Source organism: Streptomyces sp. NPDC055287 (genome assembly GCF_053646035.1).
The window spans coordinates 1-21,738 of sequence record NZ_JBSHNE010000063.1; the positions used below are offsets into that span (position 1 = coordinate 1).

25 protein-coding genes and 5 pseudogenes are annotated in these 21,738 nt (G+C 68.1%); 14 read left to right on the top strand and 16 right to left on the bottom strand.

The window, feature by feature from the left end; translation table 11 throughout:
• Nucleotides 1-174: LexA family protein (locus ACWIHY_RS37400; protein ID WP_454381079.1), on the bottom strand; the 174-nt coding region annotated here is incomplete at its 3' end.
• Nucleotides 174-416 carry a hypothetical protein gene (locus ACWIHY_RS37405; protein ID WP_454381042.1) on the bottom strand — a complete coding sequence of 81 codons (243 nt, stop codon included), beginning with the start codon at nucleotides 414-416 and terminating at the stop codon, nucleotides 174-176. The genes ACWIHY_RS37400 and ACWIHY_RS37405, both read right to left, overlap by 1 nt.
• Here ACWIHY_RS37405 and ACWIHY_RS37410 point away from each other — a divergent pair.
• The 4 genes and pseudogenes from ACWIHY_RS37410 to ACWIHY_RS37425 all read left to right on the top strand — a co-directional run bounded on the left by ACWIHY_RS37410 (nucleotide 415) and on the right by ACWIHY_RS37425 (nucleotide 4,139).
• Complete coding sequence (locus ACWIHY_RS37410) at nucleotides 415-849, top strand: hypothetical protein (protein WP_454381044.1); 435 nt, start codon at nucleotides 415-417, stop codon at nucleotides 847-849. The genes ACWIHY_RS37405 and ACWIHY_RS37410 overlap by 2 nt on opposite strands.
• An 11-nt stretch (nucleotides 850-860) precedes the next feature.
• The gene (locus tag ACWIHY_RS37415; RefSeq protein ID WP_454381045.1) at nucleotides 861-1,187 is read left to right on the top strand and encodes a hypothetical protein; all 327 of its coding nucleotides are present in this window, start codon (nucleotides 861-863) and stop codon (nucleotides 1,185-1,187) included.
• 552 nt (nucleotides 1,188-1,739) lie between these two features.
• Nucleotides 1,740-2,953: pseudogene (locus ACWIHY_RS37420) on the top strand (IS110 family transposase).
• A gap of 754 nt (nucleotides 2,954-3,707) precedes the next feature.
• The gene (locus ACWIHY_RS37425) at nucleotides 3,708-4,139 is read left to right on the top strand and encodes a hypothetical protein (RefSeq protein ID WP_454381046.1); all 432 of its coding nucleotides are present in this window, start codon (nucleotides 3,708-3,710) and stop codon (nucleotides 4,137-4,139) included.
• Nucleotides 4,140-4,337: 198 nt separating this feature from the next.
• On the opposite strand, the gene ACWIHY_RS37430 is transcribed toward ACWIHY_RS37425, so the two are convergent.
• The 3 genes from ACWIHY_RS37430 to ACWIHY_RS37440 all read right to left on the bottom strand — a co-directional run bounded on the left by ACWIHY_RS37430 (nucleotide 4,338) and on the right by ACWIHY_RS37440 (nucleotide 6,421).
• Complete coding sequence (locus tag ACWIHY_RS37430; protein WP_454381048.1) at nucleotides 4,338-4,472, bottom strand: hypothetical protein; 135 nt, start codon at nucleotides 4,470-4,472, stop codon at nucleotides 4,338-4,340.
• 432 nt (nucleotides 4,473-4,904) lie between these two features.
• A complete protein-coding gene (locus ACWIHY_RS37435) occupies nucleotides 4,905-5,369 on the bottom strand; it encodes a hypothetical protein (RefSeq protein WP_454381049.1) in 465 nt (154 codons plus the stop codon).
• A gap of 197 nt (nucleotides 5,370-5,566) precedes the next feature.
• Entirely contained in the window at nucleotides 5,567-6,421 is an 855-nt protein-coding gene (locus ACWIHY_RS37440) for a GNAT family N-acetyltransferase (RefSeq protein ID WP_454381052.1), read from the bottom strand.
• Nucleotides 6,422-6,665: 244 nt separating this feature from the next.
• Here ACWIHY_RS37440 and ACWIHY_RS37445 point away from each other — a divergent pair, with 244 nt between their 5' ends.
• Nucleotides 6,666-6,974 carry a hypothetical protein gene (locus ACWIHY_RS37445; RefSeq protein WP_454381053.1) on the top strand — a complete coding sequence of 103 codons (309 nt, stop codon included), beginning with the start codon at nucleotides 6,666-6,668 and terminating at the stop codon, nucleotides 6,972-6,974.
• A 206-nt stretch (nucleotides 6,975-7,180) separates the two neighbouring features.
• On the opposite strand, the gene ACWIHY_RS37450 is transcribed toward ACWIHY_RS37445, so the two are convergent.
• From ACWIHY_RS37450 to ACWIHY_RS37460, 3 genes and pseudogenes are all read right to left on the bottom strand, one after another.
• Nucleotides 7,181-7,402: a hypothetical protein gene (locus ACWIHY_RS37450; protein WP_454381054.1), complete on the bottom strand. Its 222-nt coding sequence runs from the start codon at nucleotides 7,400-7,402 to the stop codon at nucleotides 7,181-7,183.
• Nucleotides 7,403-7,453: 51 nt separating this feature from the next.
• Nucleotides 7,454-7,724, bottom strand: a pseudogene (locus tag ACWIHY_RS37455) (hypothetical protein).
• A gap of 373 nt (nucleotides 7,725-8,097) precedes the next feature.
• Nucleotides 8,098-8,466 carry a DUF6300 family protein gene (locus ACWIHY_RS37460; protein WP_454381056.1) on the bottom strand — a complete coding sequence of 123 codons (369 nt, stop codon included), beginning with the start codon at nucleotides 8,464-8,466 and terminating at the stop codon, nucleotides 8,098-8,100.
• Nucleotides 8,467-8,606: 140 nt separating this feature from the next.
• Here ACWIHY_RS37460 and ku point away from each other — a divergent pair, with 140 nt between their 5' ends.
• Nucleotides 8,607-9,428: a non-homologous end joining protein Ku gene (gene ku / locus ACWIHY_RS37465; protein ID WP_454381058.1), complete on the top strand. Its 822-nt coding sequence runs from the start codon at nucleotides 8,607-8,609 to the stop codon at nucleotides 9,426-9,428.
• Between the two features lie 518 nt (nucleotides 9,429-9,946).
• On the opposite strand, the pseudogene ACWIHY_RS37470 reads toward ku, so the two are convergent.
• Nucleotides 9,947-10,195 (bottom strand): annotated as a pseudogene (locus ACWIHY_RS37470) (LexA family protein); the annotation flags it as partial.
• A 215-nt stretch (nucleotides 10,196-10,410) separates the two neighbouring features.
• On the opposite strand from ACWIHY_RS37470, the gene ACWIHY_RS37475 reads away from it, so the two are divergent.
• On the top strand, nucleotides 10,411-10,890 hold the full coding sequence (locus tag ACWIHY_RS37475; RefSeq protein ID WP_454380303.1) for a hypothetical protein: 480 nt from the start codon (nucleotides 10,411-10,413) through the stop codon (nucleotides 10,888-10,890).
• A gap of 293 nt (nucleotides 10,891-11,183) precedes the next feature.
• On the opposite strand, the gene ACWIHY_RS37480 is transcribed toward ACWIHY_RS37475, so the two are convergent.
• The gene (locus ACWIHY_RS37480) at nucleotides 11,184-11,861 is read right to left on the bottom strand and encodes a hypothetical protein (protein WP_454381060.1); all 678 of its coding nucleotides are present in this window, start codon (nucleotides 11,859-11,861) and stop codon (nucleotides 11,184-11,186) included.
• 128 nt (nucleotides 11,862-11,989) lie between these two features.
• On the opposite strand from ACWIHY_RS37480, the gene ACWIHY_RS37485 reads away from it, so the two are divergent.
• The 4 genes from ACWIHY_RS37485 to ACWIHY_RS37500 all read left to right on the top strand — a co-directional run bounded on the left by ACWIHY_RS37485 (nucleotide 11,990) and on the right by ACWIHY_RS37500 (nucleotide 14,083).
• On the top strand, nucleotides 11,990-12,331 hold the full coding sequence (locus ACWIHY_RS37485; protein WP_454381062.1) for a hypothetical protein: 342 nt from the start codon (nucleotides 11,990-11,992) through the stop codon (nucleotides 12,329-12,331).
• Nucleotides 12,332-12,765: 434 nt separating this feature from the next.
• Nucleotides 12,766-13,002, top strand: a complete 237-nt coding sequence (locus ACWIHY_RS37490; protein WP_454381063.1) for a hypothetical protein — start codon at nucleotides 12,766-12,768, stop codon at nucleotides 13,000-13,002.
• Nucleotides 12,999-13,151: a hypothetical protein gene (locus ACWIHY_RS37495; RefSeq protein WP_454381065.1), complete on the top strand. Its 153-nt coding sequence runs from the start codon at nucleotides 12,999-13,001 to the stop codon at nucleotides 13,149-13,151. Before ACWIHY_RS37490 ends, ACWIHY_RS37495 begins: the two co-directional genes overlap by 4 nt.
• 212 nt (nucleotides 13,152-13,363) lie before the next feature.
• On the top strand, nucleotides 13,364-14,083 hold the full coding sequence (locus ACWIHY_RS37500) for a hypothetical protein (RefSeq protein ID WP_454381067.1): 720 nt from the start codon (nucleotides 13,364-13,366) through the stop codon (nucleotides 14,081-14,083).
• 76 nt (nucleotides 14,084-14,159) lie between these two features.
• On the opposite strand, the gene ACWIHY_RS37505 is transcribed toward ACWIHY_RS37500, so the two are convergent.
• On the bottom strand, nucleotides 14,160-14,615 hold the full coding sequence (locus tag ACWIHY_RS37505) for an IS5 family transposase (protein WP_454381069.1): 456 nt from the start codon (nucleotides 14,613-14,615) through the stop codon (nucleotides 14,160-14,162).
• Between the two features lie 294 nt (nucleotides 14,616-14,909).
• On the opposite strand from ACWIHY_RS37505, the gene ACWIHY_RS37510 reads away from it, so the two are divergent.
• Complete coding sequence (locus ACWIHY_RS37510; protein WP_389890905.1) at nucleotides 14,910-15,293, top strand: SH3 domain-containing protein; 384 nt, start codon at nucleotides 14,910-14,912, stop codon at nucleotides 15,291-15,293.
• A gap of 127 nt (nucleotides 15,294-15,420) precedes the next feature.
• Here the strand turns inward: ACWIHY_RS37510 and ACWIHY_RS37515 are convergent, their stop codons facing one another.
• The 4 genes and pseudogenes from ACWIHY_RS37515 to ACWIHY_RS37530 all read right to left on the bottom strand — a co-directional run bounded on the left by ACWIHY_RS37515 (nucleotide 15,421) and on the right by ACWIHY_RS37530 (nucleotide 18,311).
• Nucleotides 15,421-16,170 (bottom strand): transposase, encoded by a 750-nt coding sequence (locus ACWIHY_RS37515; protein ID WP_454381071.1) that lies wholly within the window; start codon nucleotides 16,168-16,170, stop codon nucleotides 15,421-15,423.
• 112 nt (nucleotides 16,171-16,282) lie between these two features.
• A pseudogene (locus ACWIHY_RS37520) lies at nucleotides 16,283-16,735 on the bottom strand (IS5 family transposase); the annotation flags it as partial.
• 291 nt (nucleotides 16,736-17,026) lie between these two features.
• Nucleotides 17,027-17,572, bottom strand: coding sequence for an SMI1/KNR4 family protein (locus ACWIHY_RS37525; protein WP_454381073.1), 546 nt, complete (start codon nucleotides 17,570-17,572; stop codon nucleotides 17,027-17,029).
• Nucleotides 17,573-17,663: 91 nt separating this feature from the next.
• A complete protein-coding gene (locus tag ACWIHY_RS37530; RefSeq protein WP_454381075.1) occupies nucleotides 17,664-18,311 on the bottom strand; it encodes a LysE family translocator in 648 nt (215 codons plus the stop codon).
• Nucleotides 18,312-18,615: 304 nt separating this feature from the next.
• Here ACWIHY_RS37530 and ACWIHY_RS37535 point away from each other — a divergent pair.
• Nucleotides 18,616-18,819, top strand: a pseudogene (locus tag ACWIHY_RS37535) (helicase associated domain-containing protein); the annotation flags it as partial.
• Nucleotides 18,820-19,785: 966 nt separating this feature from the next.
• Here the strand turns inward: ACWIHY_RS37535 and ACWIHY_RS37540 are convergent.
• Complete coding sequence (locus ACWIHY_RS37540) at nucleotides 19,786-19,986, bottom strand: hypothetical protein (protein ID WP_454381077.1); 201 nt, start codon at nucleotides 19,984-19,986, stop codon at nucleotides 19,786-19,788.
• Between the two features lie 1,009 nt (nucleotides 19,987-20,995).
• On the opposite strand from ACWIHY_RS37540, the gene ACWIHY_RS37545 reads away from it, so the two are divergent.
• Nucleotides 20,996-21,148: a hypothetical protein gene (locus ACWIHY_RS37545; RefSeq protein ID WP_454381078.1), complete on the top strand. Its 153-nt coding sequence runs from the start codon at nucleotides 20,996-20,998 to the stop codon at nucleotides 21,146-21,148.
• Nucleotides 21,149-21,738 lie beyond the last annotated feature (590 nt).

Below are 21,738 nucleotides of genomic sequence, written 5' to 3' on the forward strand. Positions count from 1 at the left end.
GCGCGAGATCACGCCGTGCTGCTCAAGCCGATTGAGCTGGTACTGCCCGGATGACGTGCTGGACAGGCCGACCCGGTCACCGATCTCGCGGACCGTCGGCCCCTCTCTATGCTCGTAGATCCACTCCCGGATACAGGCCAGGACTTGCTCCTGCCTCACGGTCAGGTGACCCATCACGGCGCATCCCTCCCTTGCGTGTGGGCGCGTACCGGCTGGGACAGGGCGGCCCGGGCGGCGGTCGAATGCCCGGCCGGGGTGGACCACAAGGGATGCCAGAAGAGCCGGTTGGAGAGGTGCAGCAAGCGGCGCCGCAGCGCCGTGGAGCCGCGCGGGTGGGCAGCAGCAAGCGTGATGTACGTACCGCCCCAGTCGTACTGCGCCTGCGCCAGGTCGTCGGGGTGCGTGGAATGCGCCATGGAAGCCCGTCACGTCGTCGACTCCACGGCGGACGGGCTCTCCGAAATCCGCAGCTTCCCCGTCACCGGGGACGCGGTCAACGTCGAGTGCGGCCTGCAGGAGCTGCTCGAGCACGTGTTGTTCCCGATGCTGCTCGGTCACGGCCTGCGTGACATGCCACAAGAGCCAAGCCGGCTCTACGGAGCCGTAGATGGTGACGACCGCCCTGCCCGCCAAGCCTCGCAGGCGCGCATCAGCTATGCCACCGACCCCAGCGCGCAGTTGGCCGTCGCCCTCGGCCGGATCCCCGGCTTCGGGCGTGGCGAGATTCCCTTCGACGGAGCAGCAACCGGTGACGGCGGCTTCGGCCTACCGCCGCGGTCAACGAGCTGGTCGACGCGATCCGGCAGGAGGCGCGGCTGGAGGCCGCGACAACGCTGTACGAGGAGGTAGGCCGCGCGGCGGTGGATTCTGATAGGGCCTGGGAGCGGCTGGGCTCGTGGATCCCCTCCGACAGCGCTCCCCACGCTGTCCGCCAGGCCCGCGCCTACCTGACCGAGAAGATGCGCGTGCACGCCTTGTGGGCGGGCCCCGCCGGAAGCTGGGAGGAGCCTCGGTGGGTGTGCGTCGAGATCAGCGAGGTCAACGCGCACAGCACCGGCCCACGTGACGTCCCCTGGCTGCGGGTGTGGGACGGCTGGAGCCTGTTCGGTCTCACTCTCAGCGACATCGCCATGGTGCGGCGTGCCGAGGCCGACGACGAGCTGATCCTGGTCTTCCCCAGAGGATAGGGATGGGCGCGGCCGGGACTGGCGCGCCGCCTCCGCTCGCACGAAGGCGCGGCGGGAAAGCCGGTCAGCTGAAGGCTGGTCGGCTGCCCGCGACGTCGCGGCTCGATTGAGGCCCGGGCCGCTGTCTTGCCGCGCGGAACGTGCTGCCCCGCCGTACGCCTGCCTTGCAGCTGCTCGCCCCTGTCCCGGGCCCGAAGGCCGTGGGACAGATTTGTCGCACGCGGGCCGTGAGCTGGGAGAACGCGGGCCGACAATAGGGGCGTCCGTTGTTCGACACCCCGCCGGGCCACTGGATCGCGGCGGTCAGCGCTGCCACCATCAACTCAACCTCCTTATGTTGTTGGTGGGTTGATTCCGGTCCCTCGTAGGATCGGGAGGCCCTGGGGTACTGGGTGTGGCTGTCAACCTCATGCCGCACGTGTGGCTTCTACTGATTGGCCGCCCGGTGCCCCGCGACGACTCGACCACCGATTGGGATGCGCGACAAGATCGCTTGGTAAGGACACGCTGGCGAGGTCGTCTGCTGGGACCAGTACTGGAACGACTTCGGAGGTGGCCGTGCCCGAACTGTGGGCCGGAACGGACGCGGGGGCAAAGCAGAGCATCACTGCACGGTGATCGGCACCGACGGGAAGCGGAGACTGTCGCGGCGGGTCGCCAATGACGAGAGCGCACTGCTCCAGCTGATCGCCGAAGTCCTCGCCTTGAGCGAGGGCGAGCCGGTGACCTGGGCGATCGACCTCAACGCCGGCGGGGCCGCACTGATGATCGCCCTTCTAACCGACAACGGGCAGAAGGTCCTCTACATCCCCGGCCGCACAGTCCACCACGCTTCCGGCTCCTACCGGGGCGATGGGAAAACGGATGCGAAGGACGCCTTCGTCATTGCGGACCAGGCCCGCATGCGCCGCGACCTTCAGACCATGCGCCGTGGCGACGACATCGCGGTCGACCTGCGTATCCTCACCTCGCGCCGCCTCGACCTGGCCGCGGACCGCACGAGAGCGATCAACCGCCTGCGGTCCCAGTTGCTGGAGTACTTCCCCGCCCTGGAACGGGCCTTCGACTACAGCACCTGCAAGGCCTCTTTACTGCTGCTGACCGGTTATCAGGCTCCCGGTGCCCTGCGACGGATCGGCAGGAACCGGCTCGCGGTCTGGCTGAAGAACCGCAAGGCGCGCAACTGCAACGTCGTCGCCGCTACCGCGGTGGAGACCGCCGAGGCCCAGCACACCGCCGTTCCCGGGGAGAAGCTGGCCGCCGCCGTGGTGGCCAAGCTCGCGAGGCAGGTGATGGCCCTCGATGAGGAGATCGCTGAGACAGACGCCCTGATCGAGAGCCGGTTTCGCGACCACCCCCACGCCGAGGTCATCCTGAGCATGCCCGGCATCGGCCCCGTCCTCGGCGCCGAGTTCATCGCCCACACCGGCGGCGACATGGGCGTTTACGGCACCTCCGACCGGCTCGCCGGCGTCGCAGGCCTGGCCCCCGTCCCGAAGGACTCGGGACGAACCAGCGGCAGCATGCGCCGCCCACGACGCTACTGCCGACGCCTGCTGAGAGTCTTCTACATGTCCGCGATGGTCGCCGCCCGATGCTGCCCCACCTCGAAGGCGTTCTACGAACGCAGGAAAGCCGAGGGGAAGAACCACAAGCAGGCCATCATCGCGCTCGCGCGCCGTCGTCTGAACGTCCTGTGGGCCCTCATACGCGACGGCCGCACCTTCGAGATCACCGCGCCACCCGGCCCCATCCCACTTGACTGACACGCTCACAGTGCGTCACCATCCCCGTTTGACAACCCCATTGGGAATCGGTAGCGGGCAGGCGCCCCCGTCCGCCTGGGTGAAGCAACAGTGCGCGGCCGTGCTCGTGCCCTGTTTTCCGCTCAGTCCCTCTGGAGGTTCTCCGTGTCCTGTCTCGTTCCGTCCCATCACGCAGCCGGCGCCGCTGTTGCCCCCGCCCGCGACGTCGAGTGTTCGAGGTGTTCTGTTCCTGGTCGCCTCTCGGCGGCCGAGGCGGTGGTCATCATCGTCGCCATCATGGCCGTCACAGTGCTCAACATCGCCCACCCCGCCGTACCGGCTTTGCTGGGCGGGGTGTTCACTGCTGCGGCAAGTGCGCTGGTGAGTCTGCCCGCCGCCTGGCGTCACAGTTGCTGTGCTCACGGCAGGGTCCGCAGGTGAGCCGTACCAGTCCTCCCGCCCGTCGCGTGGAGGAATGCACTGAACTCGACGCTCTGGTCCGGTGGTTGCTCGCGGCCAAGGGCCGGTCCCCCTTCAAGGCGCTGGCGAGGATCGCCACCGACAGGGGGATGACGGTCACCGTTCGTACGTTGCAGCGGACCGTCGACGGACGTGTACCCGGGGTTTACGCCGTGCGTGCCTTCGCCCTGGGGGGGGTGCCGACCTTGAGGAGGCGGAGCAGCGACCGGCCGCGGTCCGCCTCGCACTGGCCACGGTGGAGGGCCACCGGTACGTCCCCGGTCACATCACCACACGGGCGGGCCTCGCCCGGGCCATGCAGCGGATCAGGAAAGAGTCCGGGCTGTCCCTGCGCAAGGTCGAGAATGCGCCGGAGGCAGCCGGGAAGTTGCCGAGGTCCACCCTGGGCGCGGTGCTGTTCGGGCAGCGCCCCGCCAGCCTGGCGTTGCTTGGGGCCTTCCTGGCTGTCTGCCACGCCTCTGAGCCGGTCACCGTGAAGCTGCTGTTCGCCCGCGAGCGCGTCGAGGACCCGGCCGAAGCACCCCCTGAACTGTTCTGCGCCCGATTGCGCGAGGAGCGCGCGCACCAGGCTCGGCGCGAAGAGCTGGCCCGTGCCGACGAGGAGGATTCCCTGGAGTGGCAGGCACTTCTGCCCCCGGAAATGCGGGACACAGCAGCCGCGCGCCACGAGCGCCGGATCAAGGCGTTCGGCACCCTGCCGCCGACCGATGGCGCCGACTCCGCGTAGCGGTTCTCCGAGTACTCCCCCACGCCGGGGCAAGCCACACGGCAAACCCCCGAGGCCGGGCGATCGCACCGACGTCGATACTGGCGCCCCGCAGCCAGGGTGCGGCGGCGGATCGGGCAGACCGGCGACGGGCCCGGGGGCGGTTGTAGCCGCGCGCGAGGCGGCTAGGTCTGCCGTCGCCTCAGGTTCTTCCGCCTGTCAAAGGCGCCAGGAGCGGATGCGGTCGGCCGCGTCGTACGCGTCCGTGCGGCCGGCGTCGATGTCCCGGCAGAGGTCGATCAGTGCCCCGTACGGGGCGTCGATGCTCTCGCCCGTCACGTCCATGTAGGCCACGGCCCGGAGCGAGTACGGCCCCGGACATCTCTCTGACCTTGACCGGAGACTCCGGGTCCACTGAACCGGCACTCGTCACGGTGAGAATCGACGTCGCGTCCCAGCACCTGCCAGACGCTCCGATCTCAATGAACTCCGGGTCCAGAAGCTCCGAGACGAGGACGGGAGAAGCACGCACGTCAGGTCGAGATGCTGCATCTCCGCCGCCATCGCCGCCTGAACGGCCCGCTCACTCTCGTCTGCCATGCATGAACCAAACGGACGGCCCCATCCCGCCACAGCGAATAGTTGACGCGGGCCGGGGAGCAGCTGGCAGTGCCGTCCCTTCTCGTCAACAATCCGGCGTGGGCTGATCACCAACTGCCGCCGGAACCCGTGCACAAGTGCTGTCAGTCATAGGTTTCGTACCGTGGGTACAGGTGAGTACGGCCATCAGAGCAAGCTGACCCGTGTCACGATCTCTCGCGGCTCACGGTCCTCTGCCACACACTGGAGGGCTTCCCGCACTGCAAGGGCACCAAGCCGGACGAATACGCCTTCGCAGGAATCTGCAGGGTGCCACGACAGGGCTCGCACAACGACATGGGCGCCCACTGAGTTGCCCCGTCGTTCTTCGGTGCTGTTGCTGTCTTCACCGGCCAGCTCCCGCATTACACCCTGGACGAGCGCCTCTTCAAGCTCAGCATCCGGTTCCGGCAGCACCTCACAGGCAAACTCGCACGACGACACCGTCCCATCGGGTACCGGCTCGAAGTCCAACTCCGCCCTGCCGTACGTCGGCCAGCAGGCGCCAAGCGTCTGACGGGAATGCACCTTCACTCCCCGTACCGGGCGAGCGAGTCCGGCGGTCCGTGAGTCAGCCATGTCGGGCACCAGCCCAGCCTCGATATGTTCCATCCGGCCATCCAATCTCAAAAGACGGGTCCTTCTCCATTCGAAGACATCACGGAAGAGCCGTCACAACCCCACAGTTGGTCGGCATGACTTGGCGGATGTGTGACGTGGGGCTGGATCAGCGCCTACTGCGGCTGGCCTTGGTGCCTACTTAACTCCCGCCTCGGTGACGGACGAACTACTGGCCGCGCCCGGATAGGTCAGGCTCCGGTGGGCTCCTCGGCCTGCCGGGCATCCTCCAGAGCCTGCCGGAATGCGCCGGCCGTCCAGAGCTTCAGCGGCGCCAGGCGCCCGACCACGCGTCCCAGCCACAGGATCACTTCCGTGGCGCCGAGGCCGGTCAACGCGTCGAGAGCGGAGCCCAGCATCGCCCGGCCGAGACCGCGTCCCCGCGCATCGGCGGCCACCTCGATCCACCACAACACACCCACCCCCTGGAAAGGCCCGATCACCGCCTCAGCGACGACGCTGCCGTCCTGGCGCGCCTCCAGTCGCCGCCCGCTCCTGCCCCCGGGGTCGGGGCCCATGTGCACGTGCGGCAGCCGCGGCAGCGTGGGGGCGGGCAGATCAGCGCGCATGTACCGCCAGAGCCTCTGTCCGGTGAACCCGGCCCGCTGCAGCGCCCGGACCGTGGCGGGACGGTGGCCGACCGGTAGAGCCTCCAGGCCGAGCGACAGAGCCGAAGCGAACTGGAACGCCTCCACCCGTCGGCCAGCCAGCGCGGTGACGGCGTGGCGGATCAACTCGTCGGCGGTCGCTTCGTCCTCGCGGCAGTGGAGCCACAGGAGCTGTCCCGTGTCGTCCTTCGCACGGACCGCGCACGACACCACGCCCACGACGGCTCCGGCCCCGTTCACGGCCACCTGGGTCACCGGCCTGTTCAGCTCAGCCCACCAACCGCCATCCACTGGCGAGCGGCCTTCCAGCGCCTCGCTCAGCATGGCGAGGGTGATGCGGGGCTGGCCGAGGAGCCGGTCCGCTTCGATCACACGCAGCACGGCCAGTGCGTCAGCCGGGCTGTACGGGCGCAGGTTCAGGCTGCGTGCGGGGCTCACGGTTCCGACCATGACCGCGTATCCCCTTTATGTCCAGCAGCCCTGCACGGACGGCGGCGTGAGGCCGCTCTACTGGGCTCACGGGCAGATGACCGGTCCGCGCGACACTGACCGAGGCAGCCGGGCAGCCACAAGTTCCTGGGCGCGTAGGCATAGCGACCCCGTCTGGCCTCGACAAGGGCGGCTTGTTCAACGGTGGTAGCAACGCATGTGCGGTGGGAGGCGTCCACACCGGTAGCGCCCCATGTACCGCATCCACATCGTCCAGCAGCGCGGAGAGCCCGTGACCCAGAACCGGAACGCCCCGGACACCACCGGCGATGAGATAAAGCCCGCCGAAGCCGTGAAGGTCGGTGTCAACGCGGGCCTGTTCGTCGTCGGGCTCGCCCTCGCCTTCACCCTGACCGGGCCGATCCAGAACAACATCAGTATTTTCCAGGATGCTTCCGACTTCGTCGTCCGGGTCGTGTTCTCCATCGCCTGGGCCGTCGTCGTGTCCTGGCCCATCGCGTACACCCTCGACCGCGTGGTCAAACGCCGCGCGGCCCTCTGACAGCGTTTTTTAGCCGGTGAGAGCGGTGCCGACGATGGGAACGATCCAGCGCACTCTCTGCGCCCGCGGAGTACACCGGGTGCGATTGCCCTCCCTGCCGGTGCGGTGTGGTGTGGTGCGCACGATGCGGCGCACTCGTTGTGCTGTTCTGCGAGGGCCTGGTGCCGGGCTGTCCCGGGGGCAGCCCGGCTCTCTTTACTGTGTGGTCAGGCTGTCCACTGGTGGGCGTGGCCGCCGTGCCACTCGACCCAGTGCGGATCGTCGAGCAACGTCTCCGCATCCAGCAGCCCAGCACCTTCGAGGAAGACGACCAGGTCGTGGTCGGAGTGGGCCAGGCCCAGGGGCTCGTCCCGGCCATGGCGGTGCACCGTCACCCGTCGGCCGCCCGACGCGGACGGCGGGTGCACAACAATCGGCGCAGCGCCCATGGTCACCAGACTGCCCCGTCGGCTGCGACGGCGCGTGGGCTGCGGGAGGGGTCAGGGGATGTCGCCTTGCCAGTCCCACCGTGGTCCGTCGGCGGGCCTGGGGCCGTACAGGGCCCGGCCGCCGGGCCCGTGGCGGCCGATCTCGGTGGGGAGCGCCGCGCCCTCACGCAGTTCCTCGGGCGTCCAGCCGGTGACGTCCAGGAACAGGCCGTCCAGCGGACCACCCACCAGTTCGGCGTAGGTGTGCCCGGGCTGCGGGGCCAGGATCGGGGTCGTCGTGGTCGGCTCCGTAGACCCGGCCGCGCATGATCTGCTCGTCCATCCGGGCAGCATCCCAGCCGCCACTGACACCGGGCAGGCGCCGAGCAGAAACGCGGCGCTCGGGCGCGTTCTCGATCTGGTGATCGGGGGCTGCCGGGCCGAACTCAGACCATTCGGGCTCTATCCCGCGCCTGTCACCCTCCCTCTTCACTCCACCGGGTACGTGACCGAAGGTCATCGGCGCCGTTGATCCCGGCGAGGCGAGCACATGCACGGATTCGGATTGTGCGCGCTCCAGGGGCCCCGACAACCGCGCCCGGCCCGGGGCCCCACCACGTGCCACCCAACCACCAGCCCTGTGCGCGCGTTCACACCCGCAGAGTGTCACGCGCTGCGGGGGTCAGGTCAGGAGGCGAGAACTGGTAGCGCCGGGTCTACGGAATGCGGACCCATCCTTTGGCCTGCATCGTTTCTGTTTCCCAGTCTTCGAAGAGCTGCGGCAGTTTCTCCGCCGTCCTCTGCGGGGCGAGGTACCAGCGGATGAAGGCACGTGCGGCGGGCCGGTCGGCGTCGCAGGCCGGACACAGCTCCATCCACTCGCCGGTGATCAGCGGGCCGTGCCAGTGCAGCAGAAGGTCCCCCAAACAGCGGGAGCAAGGCCGCTTGGGCTGCTCTTCGCCCTCGCGGCCGAGGTCCATGCGTGCGAACTGTTCGTCGGTGACCGAGTCGAGGGCTCCGTCGATGTTCGCCGAGCGGGAGAACGAGCCGTCGGGGCGTAGGTGGTAGCGCCAGGTGAGTGACACGGTGGGGCCCCATTCGGGGTGGGTTCGTGCGTAGCCGTCACGATGCGTTCGTGAGTGGATCACCGTCAAGGGGTACGCAATGGGGGGCGTTGCGTTGGCGAGGCCCCTCCCGGGCGGCTACGGAGACGTCGAAGCGGCGGGTGTCGGAGATTGCGCCCCGACCAGCGGCGCATGACGCTGAGGACATGCAGAAGGCAACGTGGTCTGGCCTTGTCCAGTTCGGGCTCGTCGCGCTGCCCATCCGGCTGTACGCCGCGACCGAAGAGCATCCTGTCCGGCTGCACGAGATCCACACCGCGGACGGCAGCAGGGTCGAACACCGGCGTTTTTGTGCGGCGGAGGGCCGCGAAATCCCGTTCGAAGAAGTCGGGCGCGGCTTCTCGATGCCCGGGGGGCGGATGATCCCGCTCACCGAGGACGACCTGGCGCGCCTTCCGCTGCCGACCAAGCGCACTTTCGAGATCATGGGTTTTGTTCCTGGGCAGGACATCGACCCGATCAGTTACGGCAAGCCGTACTACGCCGGACCCGATGGCCCTGGTGCGGACCGGCCGTATGCTCTGCTCGTCGAGGCGCTCGCCCGCACTGGCTACGTAGGTGTCGGCAAGATCGCCATCCGCAGTCGCGAGCGTCTGGCGGTGCTGCGACCACGCAACGGGGTCCTCGTTCTCCAGACCTTGCTCTGGCGCGACGAGCTGCGGGAGCCCGGCGACCTCGCACCGCCAACACCCGTCACGGACCGAGAGCTACAACTGGCCGAGGTACTGATCAGAGAGCTGACCGGCATCGAGGAACGGGAGATTCGTGACGAGTACAGCCAAGCCCTCGAGCAGCTGGTCACGGCCAAGGCCGGGGGCAAGGAGCTGACCGAGCCGGCCGAGAGCGCGCCGGTGGTGAATCTGATGGCCGCGCTTGAGGAAAGTGTGCGGGCCGCCCGGCACAGCCCGCCGCGCGGCAACTGATCCACGTGCCCGCGACAGCCGCGAGAGCTGTATCGGGCGTTGGCCGAGCGGCTGATCCGGCACCGCGACAACTACGCGGCTCGGGGCATGGAGCGCTGGCTGGATGCCGGAGAGCCGGTAGTAGGGTTCCCACTTGTCAGTTCGAGCCTCGAGCGCCGCAGCCGAAAGGCCGACGCGCCCGTTCAGCTGGCTCAGCGTGCTGTGGACTGCCAGTCGTCGTACGGTCTGGCGGAAGGCCGCTTTCTTGACAGGACTGGCGGCTGCGGCCCTGCGCTTTCATTCGCACGTTGCGCAGGGCCGCACACCACAGCAGGGCAACGGCCGCATCCCGGCGCGGCTTACCGCAGCCTTCCGACGTCCATGGACACTTGTTGACGTCCCACCAGTGGGCGCACCGCACCCGACGCATCCGCGGGTGTCGGCTTCGACGTGTTCGCCCGGGCGCCCTGTCCCTGGCGCAGTCGCACAGATGTGGCGCGCCTTGGTTGGTGAGGTCGAGGGCCGTGGACTTGGGTCGGTTACAGGCTGCGCATGACCGCTACGACCTTGCCGAGTACGTCTGCCTCGTTCGCCCAGATCGGTGAGCAGAGGTCGTTCTCCGGCACTAGCCACACGTTGGCTCCATCGCGGCGAAGCCGCTTGACGGTGGCTTCGCCGTTGAGCATAGCGGCCACGATGTCGCCGTTTTCCGCCGTGCCTTGGTGCCTCACGGTGACGATGTCGCCTTGAAGGATGGCCGCGTCGACCATGCTGTCGCCGACTACCCGAAACCGACGAGTTCGCCAAATCCCGGAGGACTTTCCCTGGGAACCGGTGGCGATTCTGCCTCTATGGCGTTGAGCCTGGCGTGGGTTCGCTCGCTACGACCGTGGGACAGAAGGCTAAATGTCACCCTGTGGAGGATCTTGGTCACTTAGGGTGAACGTCGAGATCGGACGGGGCCAGGCTCCGGGCGCCGTCACCTACAGCGGGAGGAACCCCCATGACACAGATCAAGGTTGTGGACATCAAAGCCAGCGAGCCCGTAAAGGAGTCGGACCACGACTTCATCGCCCCCGCCAACACGGTCCTCGTTGGTCGCTCCCACGAGGGTGATGAAGAAGGGAAGACCATCTACTACTACGGGACCGTGCAGCAGAACGGTCAGAACTGCAAGGTCGGCAAGGTCGTCCGGAGCGATGAGATCGAGGAGTCCGGCGGAACCGCATACACGGCAACGCAGGGCCGCGTCATCGTGGGCCGCTCCCACAGTGGTGACGAGAACGGCACCACGACCTACCACGTGGCGGAACTCCTCGACTTGTGGGGCAATCCGATGGCCCTCATTGCCGCCGAATGGACCGCGCCGGTGAAGGAGTTCGACAGCAACGTCCAGGCCCCGGAGAACCAGGTCCTCATCGGTCGGCAGCACACCGGCGACGAGATGGGTGATACGAGGTACCTCTTCGCCAAGGTGATGTAGCAGTCGGCCGACCCGCTGGGGTGAAGACGGCGGCGCCCGCTCTGGGCGGTGCCCCGTGCTGGGGGAACGCCGCCCGGCCGGGCACCCTGCGGCCCAGCCCCCGGCGGTCCGTCAACGGGCGCCGCCAGCTTCCAGGCGGCGCCCACTGTTCCTGATTCCGCACGTTTCGGTCCGGCGGCGTGGGGGCCTTAAGGGGCGATGGGGCCGTCCGTCCGACTTCCTGGCAGGTCGGGCCGCGGCGGCAGAGGCGAGGCTGACGTTGGAGAGTCAGGGCTTGGAGGCTGGAGTGGTACTCAGGCGGTCTGGCTCGGTTCCTTCTCGGGGAGGAGTGCCTGGGCTTCTTTGATCAGCCGGCTCTTGAGGGCTCCGCGTGCGTTTGCCGGCAGCAGAGCGGGGTCCAACTGGCCGGGACTGGCTTCGTAGGGGTGCAGGGCGTTGCGTATGTGGGCGTAGGCGCGGGGGTGTTGCGCGGCCAGTAGTCGGTCGGCGTGCTCGATCGCTTCGCGGCGTGCGTGGGTTTGGGGTGCGTGGTCTTTGCGGGTGGCGACGGTCTGCATGAGGTGGCGCACGACGCGGTCGCATTCGAGGTGGCGTTGGTGGACGGCGCAGTAGAACCGTCGGGCGTTGATGATCTGCATGGCGTCGTCGTGGGGCAGCTGGCTGAGGTCGACGTTCAGGGGGCCCAGCGCGGTGTTGGATGAGGCCTTGGCCGGACTGGTGGTCAGCTCGGTCAGCTCGGTCAGCTCGGTCAGGGCTGCCTTCCACCGGCGTACGGCCAGCGGGTGGCGCAGCAGGACGTTGCGCTCGTTCTGTTCCCGAGCGTCGTCTGCGACGGTGCCGCGGAACGAGACCTGGCCTTTGAGGATCGCCGTACCGGGGCCGCTTCCTGGTTCCCGCCAGGGGTGCGCACAGTGTGAGTATCCCTGCCCCCGCGCGCACCGGCGCCGACACCAGCTGCAGCAGGGGGCCAACGGATGGCGCCTCCCCTGGGAAGCCTGAACACCAGTACGATGCCTAGCTGTTCAAGTGCATCGAACCCTCGCGGCCCGCGCCAATTCTCCCGGCGCGGGCCGCACCCGTCCCCACCTCGAGGACCCCCGTGCTCACCACGCTCATCACCGCCGCAGCTATCGCTGCCGTGCTGTTCGCCCTGCTCGTCGAAACGTTCCTCGTCGGACGCGCCAGTGCCTCCCGGCCCGCGCCACTCGAGATCTTCACCCTGCACAAGCGCGGCATACGCGCCACAGGCGTCCTGCTCGCCGCCACGGTAATAGCTGCAGCAGCGTTCCTCGCCGGACGTGCTACCGCTCCCTCGCCTGTGTCCGAGGTTCGGCTCGAGATCGAAGACACCCCCCCAACGCCGCCCGTCCCGCTGGGACCTCCCTGCAGCATCCCCGGCGGCCTTCCCTGCCCCGACACCCTGCCGCCGCCAGCGCCCTGAACCACCGACGCCGACACGACGTCGGCGCCCGCCGCCAGCCCAGGGACGGGTGCCGACGTCGTCGTGCGCAGTGGTCAGACCGAACGGCGCTCCTCGTCAGCCCCATGCGACATCACGCCTTCAAGCTCAGTAGTTGCCGCGGTGGACCTCCGTCTCCACCGTGCGGCGGGGGCGGACCCTGCCTGCGAACGATGCCCGGGGGCACGGGCGTTGACGACGATCAAGGGGCATCCCAACGCCCCACGATCGGAGCCCCGCATGTTGAACAGGACCCTGCGCGCCACCGCCCTCCTCGCCCTCGCGGCCGCCGTCACCGCGCCCGTCGCCATCGCGGCGCCCGCCCCGTCCTCGCCGCCCGCGCCGGAGACGGTCACCGTCTCCTCGCTCAAGGGCGACGCGCGCATGGACTACCCGTCGCGAACCAGGAGGTCCGGGTGTCCGTCAACGCCCGCTCCACGTACACCGTGGGCAGCATCCCGCAGCACTCCCGGGGCACCTTCCGCATCTCGCACGCCCAGGACGGCAAGCTCTACTGGGGCGAATTCAAGGTCGACTGCCTCACCACCGGCGGCCCCACCGCCACCGTCACCGGCCGCCTGGTCCACACCAGCCCTGACCACCCCTGGCTCACCAGGCTGGACCCGCACACCCGCACACCCGCATGGGCGTGAGCTTCCTCGTCCCGGAGAAGGGCGAGGCCCGCATCGGGCTCTCCGGGGCCACCAAGAAGGGCGAGCCGCTGCTCACCAAGTGCATGGCACCCGCCGCCGACGCGAAGATCGTCGACGGCGGGTACACCCTGCACGACCGCAGCAACTAGAGCGTGTCTGATGGGTCGGTGACGGCCCGCATCGCGAATCGTTCTCGGCCGTGTGGGGCGGGGTGACTTATCCGATGAGGAGTGGACTCGACTGGAATCGGACCTGCCAAGGGACATTGGGCGTGGGGCCTGTCCGCGGTCCTTCGCCCCTTCGGCCCAATCCCCGGCGCGGAGGGGGTCTGACACGCCGCCCCTCGACCACCATGAGTGGGATGAAGATTCCGGGCGATAGACACCAGACCGCTCCGAGGCCCGAGGAGGACCAGGCCAGGGTCGGGAAGCGGCTGGACGATGTCGCCAAGATCCTCGCCGGTGCCCTGGTCGCTGTTGCAGGCATCATGACAACGCTCGGGCTAACGAGCGACATTGTCTTCGTCGCACTCAACAACGAATCGTGGCCAATTTACGTGGCCTCGCTCTGCGCCATCCTCGCCATTGTGTGCAGCATCGCGGCACTGCTGATCCGCCCGACGCCCCGGGGGATTCTGTGGGAGACCGTCGTGCTCATTCTCGGGGTGATCTTTTACATGGTGTCGTTGAGCGTGGCGGTCGTCGGCGCGTCGAAGGCAGCCGGGGGGAATGGACGCCCCACCATCACCGACGTCGAGTTGAAGGGTCACCGGTCGGATCTGACACTGACCTTCACCGTGCGCGCCGACGGCGTTGACACATGGGCGGCCATCGAGGTCTACGCAGACGCCGTGAACCAAGAAATGGATCCCTTCGACGTCGACTTCTACAGCGGCTACCTCAGGCCCGATGACAAGGGCGTGGTGGAACAGCGGGTCAGTTCACCGATTACCGTGCCGGCGGAAGCGTGGGGCATCGAAATCGGCGCCGTGGCCGCCGGCGGATCCCAGGACTGCGAGTCCCTCACAGAGCGTGGCCCGGCATGCGCGACGATCCAGCTACCCCCGACGACCCGGCGCTGACCCACCCCTGCCTCTCGGGCACTCCTATCGCACCGTTCAGGACGGGCAGCCCCAGCCCTAGGAACTGTTCGATTGGTCAGGTTCGCAGCCAGAGACGCACCGCTGCGACGGTGACAGTGCCTTGAAATACGTACGCTCTTTTGTCGTACCTCGTTGCTACGGCCCTGAAGTTCTTGAGTGCGTTGACGCACCTCTCGACTTCGTTCCTGCGCGCGTACAACTCGCGGTCGAAGCCAGCCGGCCTGCCGCCTGCGCTGCCGCGGTTGCGGCGGTGGGTCCGCTGGTCGCGACGCTCGGGAATGATGTGCCGGATCTGGCGTCGTCGCAGGTAACGTCGGTTGTGGCGCGACGAATACGCCTTGTCGGCGCTCAGGCAGTCGGGGCGGGTACGCGGGTGTCCGCCGACAGGTCTCAGCACGCGCAACTGCCCCAGAACGGAGATCATCTGCGGGCCGTCACCCCACTGCCCCGGGGTGACCAGCAGGGCAAGTGGGCGTCGGCCGCCTTCACTGAGCTTCTTCGATGTGGCCACCGATCGGGTGACGGTCCGTGAAGCGAAACGAGCGAGGCCCCCGGGCTGTTGATCGAGATGTCTGACGTCTCAATTACGTTGATTCAGCGTCTTACGGACTCCCCAACCGGAACGGGCCACTTCCCCCGTTCCGGTTGGGGAGTTCTCGTGTGTCAGGCGGCTGATCCCCCCGATGGCGCTAACGTCGTGCGCGGCTCCGGTGTCTTTGAGCGGTGACACCGCTCGGCCGGCCCGGGCCTGCTCCTACGTACGTGTTCCGCACCCAGAACCGACGACGCAAGGGGAATCGATTCCATGACCGTCACAGCAGCACGCCGCACCATGTCACCGCGTCGCTCCGCCGCCCGCACGGCGGCCGTGGCGGCCCTGTCCGCCGCCGCGCTCCTCGGCGGCGGTCTCACGGCCCAGGCCGCCGCACCCGCCCGCACGACGGGCGCGGCCGTGGAGCTCGCGCCGGCCGGTGTGCTCGCCACCCAGTGCTACTACAGGGTCAACGCCAGCGGCGGTCTGCTGATCCGCAGCGGTCCCGGCACCGGCTACTCGGTCGTCGGGTCCTACGCCAACGGCTCCACGATCCTCGCGTCGGCGTCCACCACCAACGGCTTCCGCAAGGTGGGCACCAACCGCTGGGTCTCCTCGGCGTACACCGTCCGCATCACCAGCTATCCCTGCGAGTGACAGGGACCCGCGCCGAGGACACCGTTCCCCAGCCCTTCAACGGGCCGCCGGCCGCCGGAAATCCCTCCGGCGGCCGGCGGCCTGTCCGCTGCCTCCGACCGGCCTCCGAATTCATCACTGAGCTTCTTCAGCGTTGCAGCTCCAGTGTGAGGACGGCCTTGGCGATTGACGTCATGCGGTTGGGACTGCATCGGGACCTGCGGAAGATCCGCCAGGACTTCAGGCGGGCGATGCCGCGTTCGACGGGTGCCCGTGTGGCGGCCAGGGCACGGTTGCGGGTCTTCTCAGTGGGGGTCACTTCCTGCAGGGGCCTGCGTTTGATGCCCGTGGTCAGCCACGGACCGGCGCCCTGGTAGGCGAGATCGGCCACGATGGGAACGCCCTGGCGCTCGCAGATGCGGATGATCCGGTGGGTGCGGGCGGCGGTCAGGTCGTGAGTGCGGCCCGGCAGGGCGGGCGAGAGCCACAGCAGCCGGCCGCCGGGATCGGTGACGACCTGCACGTTCACGCCGTGGCGCCGGTGCTTGTGGGAGTAGTCGGCCCGGCCGTCGCCGACCCGGTCGCACTCGGCGAGGGTTCCGTCGAGCAGGACGAAGTCGGGATCATGCTCGCGCAGCGTCCTCAGCAGACCCGGCGCACGCGCGGCGAGCAGGTCGACGACCGCGCTGATGTAGGCATGGGCGGTGGACTCGCTGATTCCGAACCCCGCGGCGATCTTCGCCAGAGTGGTGTGCTCGCGCAGGTACACCAGTGCCACCATCGCGCGCTGGGACGGACGGAGCTTGCAGCGCCGGTCGCCCTCACGGGTGACGATCAGCATGGTGACCCACTCCACGAGTGCGTGCGGCAGGTCGATTGCGGCAGGATGGACGACCAACGGGGCCCCCGAGCAACGTAATTGAGACGTCAGACATCTCGATCAACAGCCCGGGGGCCTCGCTCGTTTCGCTTCACGGACCGTCACCCGATCGGTGGCCACATCGAAGAAGCTCACTGACCAGGTGGATCTTCGTCGTCAGGCCGCCCCGGGAGCGTCCCAGGGCTTCATCCGGGCGGTGCCACCCGGGGGCGGGTTCGCTTGCCCGGGACCAGCGGCTCACGTTTCCGGGCGCCAGCCGCATGCTGGTGAGCACGGCAGATAGTTGAGTCCACACCGACCATGGACCAGTCGATCCGTCCCTCGGCGTCGGCGCTGGCCTGAAGGGCCCGCAAGATCCTCTCCCAGGTGCCGTCCGCTGACCATCTGCGATGGCGGTCATACGCCGTCTGCCACTTGCCGAACCGGGTTGGCAGATCCCGCCACGGAATACCCGTGCGCAGCATGAACAGATCCCTTTGATCAATTTGCGGTGACACTTCCACCGCCCACCCCGCCCGATGTTCCTTGGCAGGTGCGATTCCAGTCGAGCCCACTCTGCATCGGATAAGTCACCCCGCTCCACACAGCCGAGAACGATCCGCGATGCGGGCCGTCACCGACCCATCAAACAGGCCCTAGACGCCCGAGGACGTCGCCGAAGCGATCGGGATGGAGCGGCCCTGCCGGTCCTAGCCGCACCCACTCGAGCCCGCCGGCCTCCGGTCTGTCGGAGGCCGGGCCCGCTTGCGTATCAGCGCGGCCGGGCAAGCCTGCCTGGCGGTGAGCTTGCCCAAGTGAACAGGTCCTCAAGGACGGCCCGGCGACGCTCGAGCCCGCTGCCCTCGTAGTGAATCGGGCTCTGTGCGGGTTGTGGTCAGTCCCACCAGCCGTCGCCAGCGTGCCAGCGCTGCACCCACTCCAGGAAGCCGAGTGCTTCCGGCATGGGATACGGGTACGCGCCGACGTCGGCGAGGAGCCAGACCTTGCCTCGTTGGGGACCGGTCACGACGAGGACCCAGTAGGAGAGTCCATCGTCGGTGCCGAGAACGATGGAGCCGTGGTTGTAGACGTCGGCGACGCGCTCGTGATGGTCGTCGGCAAGGGGCTGGCCTTCCCAGGCCCAAGTCTCCTGGAGCGGAAACAGGGCGGCGGGATTCCGATTTCCCTGGTCGGGCCAGTCCGGTGGGAGCCAGCCGAGAGGCAGGAGGCCGCCGTCTTCCGGTGGCCCGAGGGATGACCCGTTGGCGATCTCGGCGACCAGGCTCCGGTACGGCTCCGGAAGAACCACTCCGTTCTCGGATTCCCACGACGAGACGGCTTCGCGTCCCAGTGCCGGCTCGCGCCACTCCGGCTCGACTGCGGAGCGTAGGAACTCCAGGGTGGACTCGTCAGGGCGCTGATCGGGAGATGCGGTTGTCACGACAACATGCTGGCAGAAAGGGCTGACAAGCCGGTGCTCGCGGACCGATCTTGACCGCGGCGTGGCCGCGTTCGGCGTGGAGCGATGATGATCAGTCGCCGAGGGCGAGGTGGACGCCAAAGCCAGCGATGACCGTGCCGCTGATCCGGTCGAGGATCCGGCGTGCTGAGGGGCGCCGAAGGCTGCCGCGGAGCGCCCGGGCGAATGCGATCAGTACGCCCGACCAGAGCGAGCCAAGCAGGATGTGCACGCAGGCCAGCAGAGTGCCGGTCGTCAGGTGCGCGGCACCGGCCGGAATGAACTGCGGCAAGACAGCCATGTAGAAGGCACCCACCTTGGGGTTGAGCAGGTTCGTCAGAGCGCCCTGGCGCCAGCCGCTCCCGAAGCTGTCGTCGGCATCCGGCTCGTCCGCAGCGTCGGCCTGAGCGAGATCCGCCCCAGGCCGCCGGCGCAGGGTCGACACCAGGATTCGGCTTCCCATCCACACCAAATACGCGGCCCCCGCCCAGCGGAGTATCTCGTAAGCGAGGTGGGAGGCGGTCAGTACGGCAGTGATGCCGAGCGAGCTGAGCACACCCCATACGAGGGTGCCGGTCTGGATGCCGAGGACGACGCCCCAGGCGCGCGTGCGGCGACCCAGGGCAGCGGTGCGCAGTATGAGGGCGGTATCGAGGCCGGGTGTGAGGGTGAGGAGCCCCACGATCAGCGCAAAGGACCCCAGTGCGGAGGCAGTGATCATGCTGAGACTGTAGTACCGAAGGCATCAACTACCCATTCCCTGCCCGAAATCGGGCAGGGAGCCTCTTGTGGCGTCTACTGAATGACGTTGGCCACGACGGCGTGATCGACGGGGCCCCCGCGTGTCGCCCTGGTTCAGGAGGCAGCGGGGTGCTGACTCTCGCTTCGCTGTGCTGGGCATTCGCACGAGGCGTCCGTCATCGTCTCGTCCACCTGCCGAGGAAGGGCCGCTCAGGACCCGTTTCCGCAGGCACCACGATGAGAAGCCGCTCAGGCGCTGAAGTGAGAGTCAGCACTACGAACGCGAGGGACACCTCCGGGTGCCGAGGAAGCACATCGAGCGGATCGTCGGCGGCGACGACGGCGACGGGAACGGCGGTAGTGGCGAGGACCAGGAGGTGCGGGAGCTCAAGCTGGGGGCTTGGATCGGGAATCAGCGGAGCAGGGCAGCGACGCTGATGCCCGAACGGGTGGAGCAGCTGTCCCAGATCGGCATGCGGTGGACGTGACGTGTGTCGTCGACTGGCCAGGTCGAAGTGCCAATCGCGGTCTGGATCAGCGCCGCCTCGAGCCAGGCAGTCGCCCAGCAGCCGCAAGGAGGGGCGAGAGCGCTCCGTCGTATGGTCGGCAAGGCTCCTGCATGGTGGAGGGCAGCTTCCCCGAGGACTACAGTCCCGCTCAGGCTGCGGAAGGGGCGGGATGCGCGACCTCGATGGCTACGTCGGCCCAGGCGGCGAGCGGCAGACACGATGGGCGCCGTCACGGGTTGAGGTGTGGCCGGATACGTCGGTCGGTGACTGCAAGTGTCCGTGCACCATCGCGCACCCTGGGGTTACCCGAGGTGCTTGCGACGGGACTGCCCCAATCTCTGCTCGTGCGATCACGCACGAGGGTGTCAACTCCTTCTTCCCTGTAGCGCTGTGCGCCGTGTGTGCCGCAGCTCAGTTGTCGCGGATGGACAAGGGACGTCGGGAGCGGGTTGCCCCTGCTTCAGAAAGAGGGCAGGGGGAACTCTTCGAGCTCGGCGCCTTGACTCTGGCCGTCGCTTTGATCTGGTGGTTCACCAGTGTCGAAACCGCTTTGGCCCTAGCGGTCGGACTCGGTGCCGGCCGATCGCTGGCCGCCCGGAACCGAAAGTAGCGACACGCGTCCGAAGGCGGGGCCCCGGTACAAGGTCCGCAAGCGCCGACCAGTGAACAGCACATGCCACCTCCCCCAGAGGTCAGCCGAGCATTACGGTGGGACACGAAGACCTCCGGTGTGGCGCAGTCCTAGACAGCTCCACCACACCGGAGGTCTTCGCCATGATCAAGACCTGCGAGTGTCAACAACGCTTGTGATCGATACACCTAGTGGGCGAGTCTCTGCACGACCGCCTGTCCCCGCCGCATGCCTCATGGGGGCGGCGGGGGCTTGGCGGGGCGGATGTGTCACCGGTTTCGGCTATGGGGCTGACTGGAGTGGTGGGCCTGTTGTCAGGGCAGGGCGAGGTTGGCCAGTGCTGTGGCGAAGCTCAGAACGGCGGCGAGGATGGCCAGGGTGAGCAGGAGGAGTCGTAGGAATCGCAGTGCACGCGTCAGCCCGGCCGCTTCGGCCACCGACGTCTCAGGGGGGTGGACATGTCGGGGCCAGTTGTTTAGGGGCTCGACGGGGTCCGCATCGTCATTTTGCGTCATTGTCTGACAACGTGCGCGCAGCGTCGAGGGAATGGTGACACCGGGGCACTGTCACAGGATCGAGACGAGGGCGGACCTGCGGACCGCCCCGGGGGCATTCACGGGGCATCTCTGTCCGTGGTGGGGCGGGGGTGGCGTCTGGGCAGTAGATGGCGTGGTCTGGCCATTGGTCGGAGCCGAATTCGGTTTCGTGGTAGCGGAGTTCGCCGCATAGGGTGCACCGTTGGGCTTGGGTGGTTGCTGGAAGGCAGTGGAATTCGCGGGCGTCGGTGGACAGTGTGTAGGGCTCGATCATGGGCTGCTGGGTTCCCCTGCCGGCGTGAGTGAAGTCCGTCTGACCGCACCCCGTTCGGGGGGCGGATTTCGCAGGATGCTGACGGAACGAGGCTTACTGTCCCCGCCCGCTCTCCCCGGCTCCAGGTTGGGCCGGCTCGTGGGTCGTTGTGTCGTGCAAGAGGTGTTCGAGGGTGGTCAGGTCATTGAGGGCGCCGGTGCCATCCGGCAGGACGAGCCATCGCAGGCGTCCGTGTGTAGGCCGCGGCCATGGCGTGGCGATCCAGGCGCCTTTGCCGGCGCAGCGGATTCCGGAGGCTAACCAGCGGGTGGTGGCGCCGGGGGGCACGAAGAATCCGGTGAGCCTGGCGCAGGTGTCGAACAGGACCGGGCCGGGCTGTAGTCGGCAGGCGCTTATGCCGCGCAGGAGGGCGAAGCCCAGGAGCTCGGGTGTGATCACGACGTCCCACCGGCGGCCGGCCGGAAGCAGGGCGACGTCTGGCAGGTGACGCCGCCACTGCCTGGCGCAGGCGACCGGATCCAAAGCCGCGTCGGCCAGCCATTCCATCGCACGCGTCGTGTTGCCTATACGAACCACCCCCGCCTTCAGGGCCGGACGGAGCGAGAAGCATGCTCCGACCAGCAGCCATCACTGCTCGTAACATGATGTCACCACTTGTTACCGAAGGCGCAAGGGGCAGTTAGCAGGAAGTTCACCAGAATGCCGCGCTGGCCCATGCCATACCGCCACCTGCGCCCCGGCAAACGGCGCTCCCGGCCGGGGGAAGGGTTGCTGCTCAGCGAGCACCGCGCGGCGCCCGCCCGGGGCGAGGCCGCGGCGCTGTCGGCCGATGCCTGGGTGATGGCGAACTCGATTGGACGCAGGTGATTATGGCCGGGGCATCGCGATGTCGGACACTGGCGCAGCTCCTTCTCGGGGTGAAAGGTCGCTTCCGGCCAGGCCCTGGTAAGCACGGGCCGGGAGCGGCGTCGGCCTGACGGCTGTGGTCGTCACCAACCCGGCGATGCGGGGTTGGTGACGACCAGGCGTGTCGGGACGGGTGCGTTCGGGTCTGGGACGGCGGAACGCGAGGCAGTCAGTGACCCGGCCGTGAAGGACCGGGCTTGGAGGTAGCGCCCAACCGGCTGCTGGGTTGGCTCTTCCGTTTAGACACCCACTATGGGGGTGGCTGGGACGCATGACTCACGCCCCTCAGTCCACACGGTGTGAGTGCGTCCGGGGAGCAGGCGAAGCGGACGTTCTTGAGGAGGTCGGCCGTCGTCCAGATCAGTACCGTTGCGGTGTCGTACTGCCAGGACAAGCACCGGTCGTCGTACGGCTGCGCGGCCTCAGGCCAAAACGTGATCTCACCGTGACCAGCGGTTACGGGACAGCCCTTAGGGCTTGCAGGGAATCAAGGTGTTGCTTCCCGTCCTGAAGCTCGTTGGTGTGGTATGAGCATTCCGGACGAGACTTGT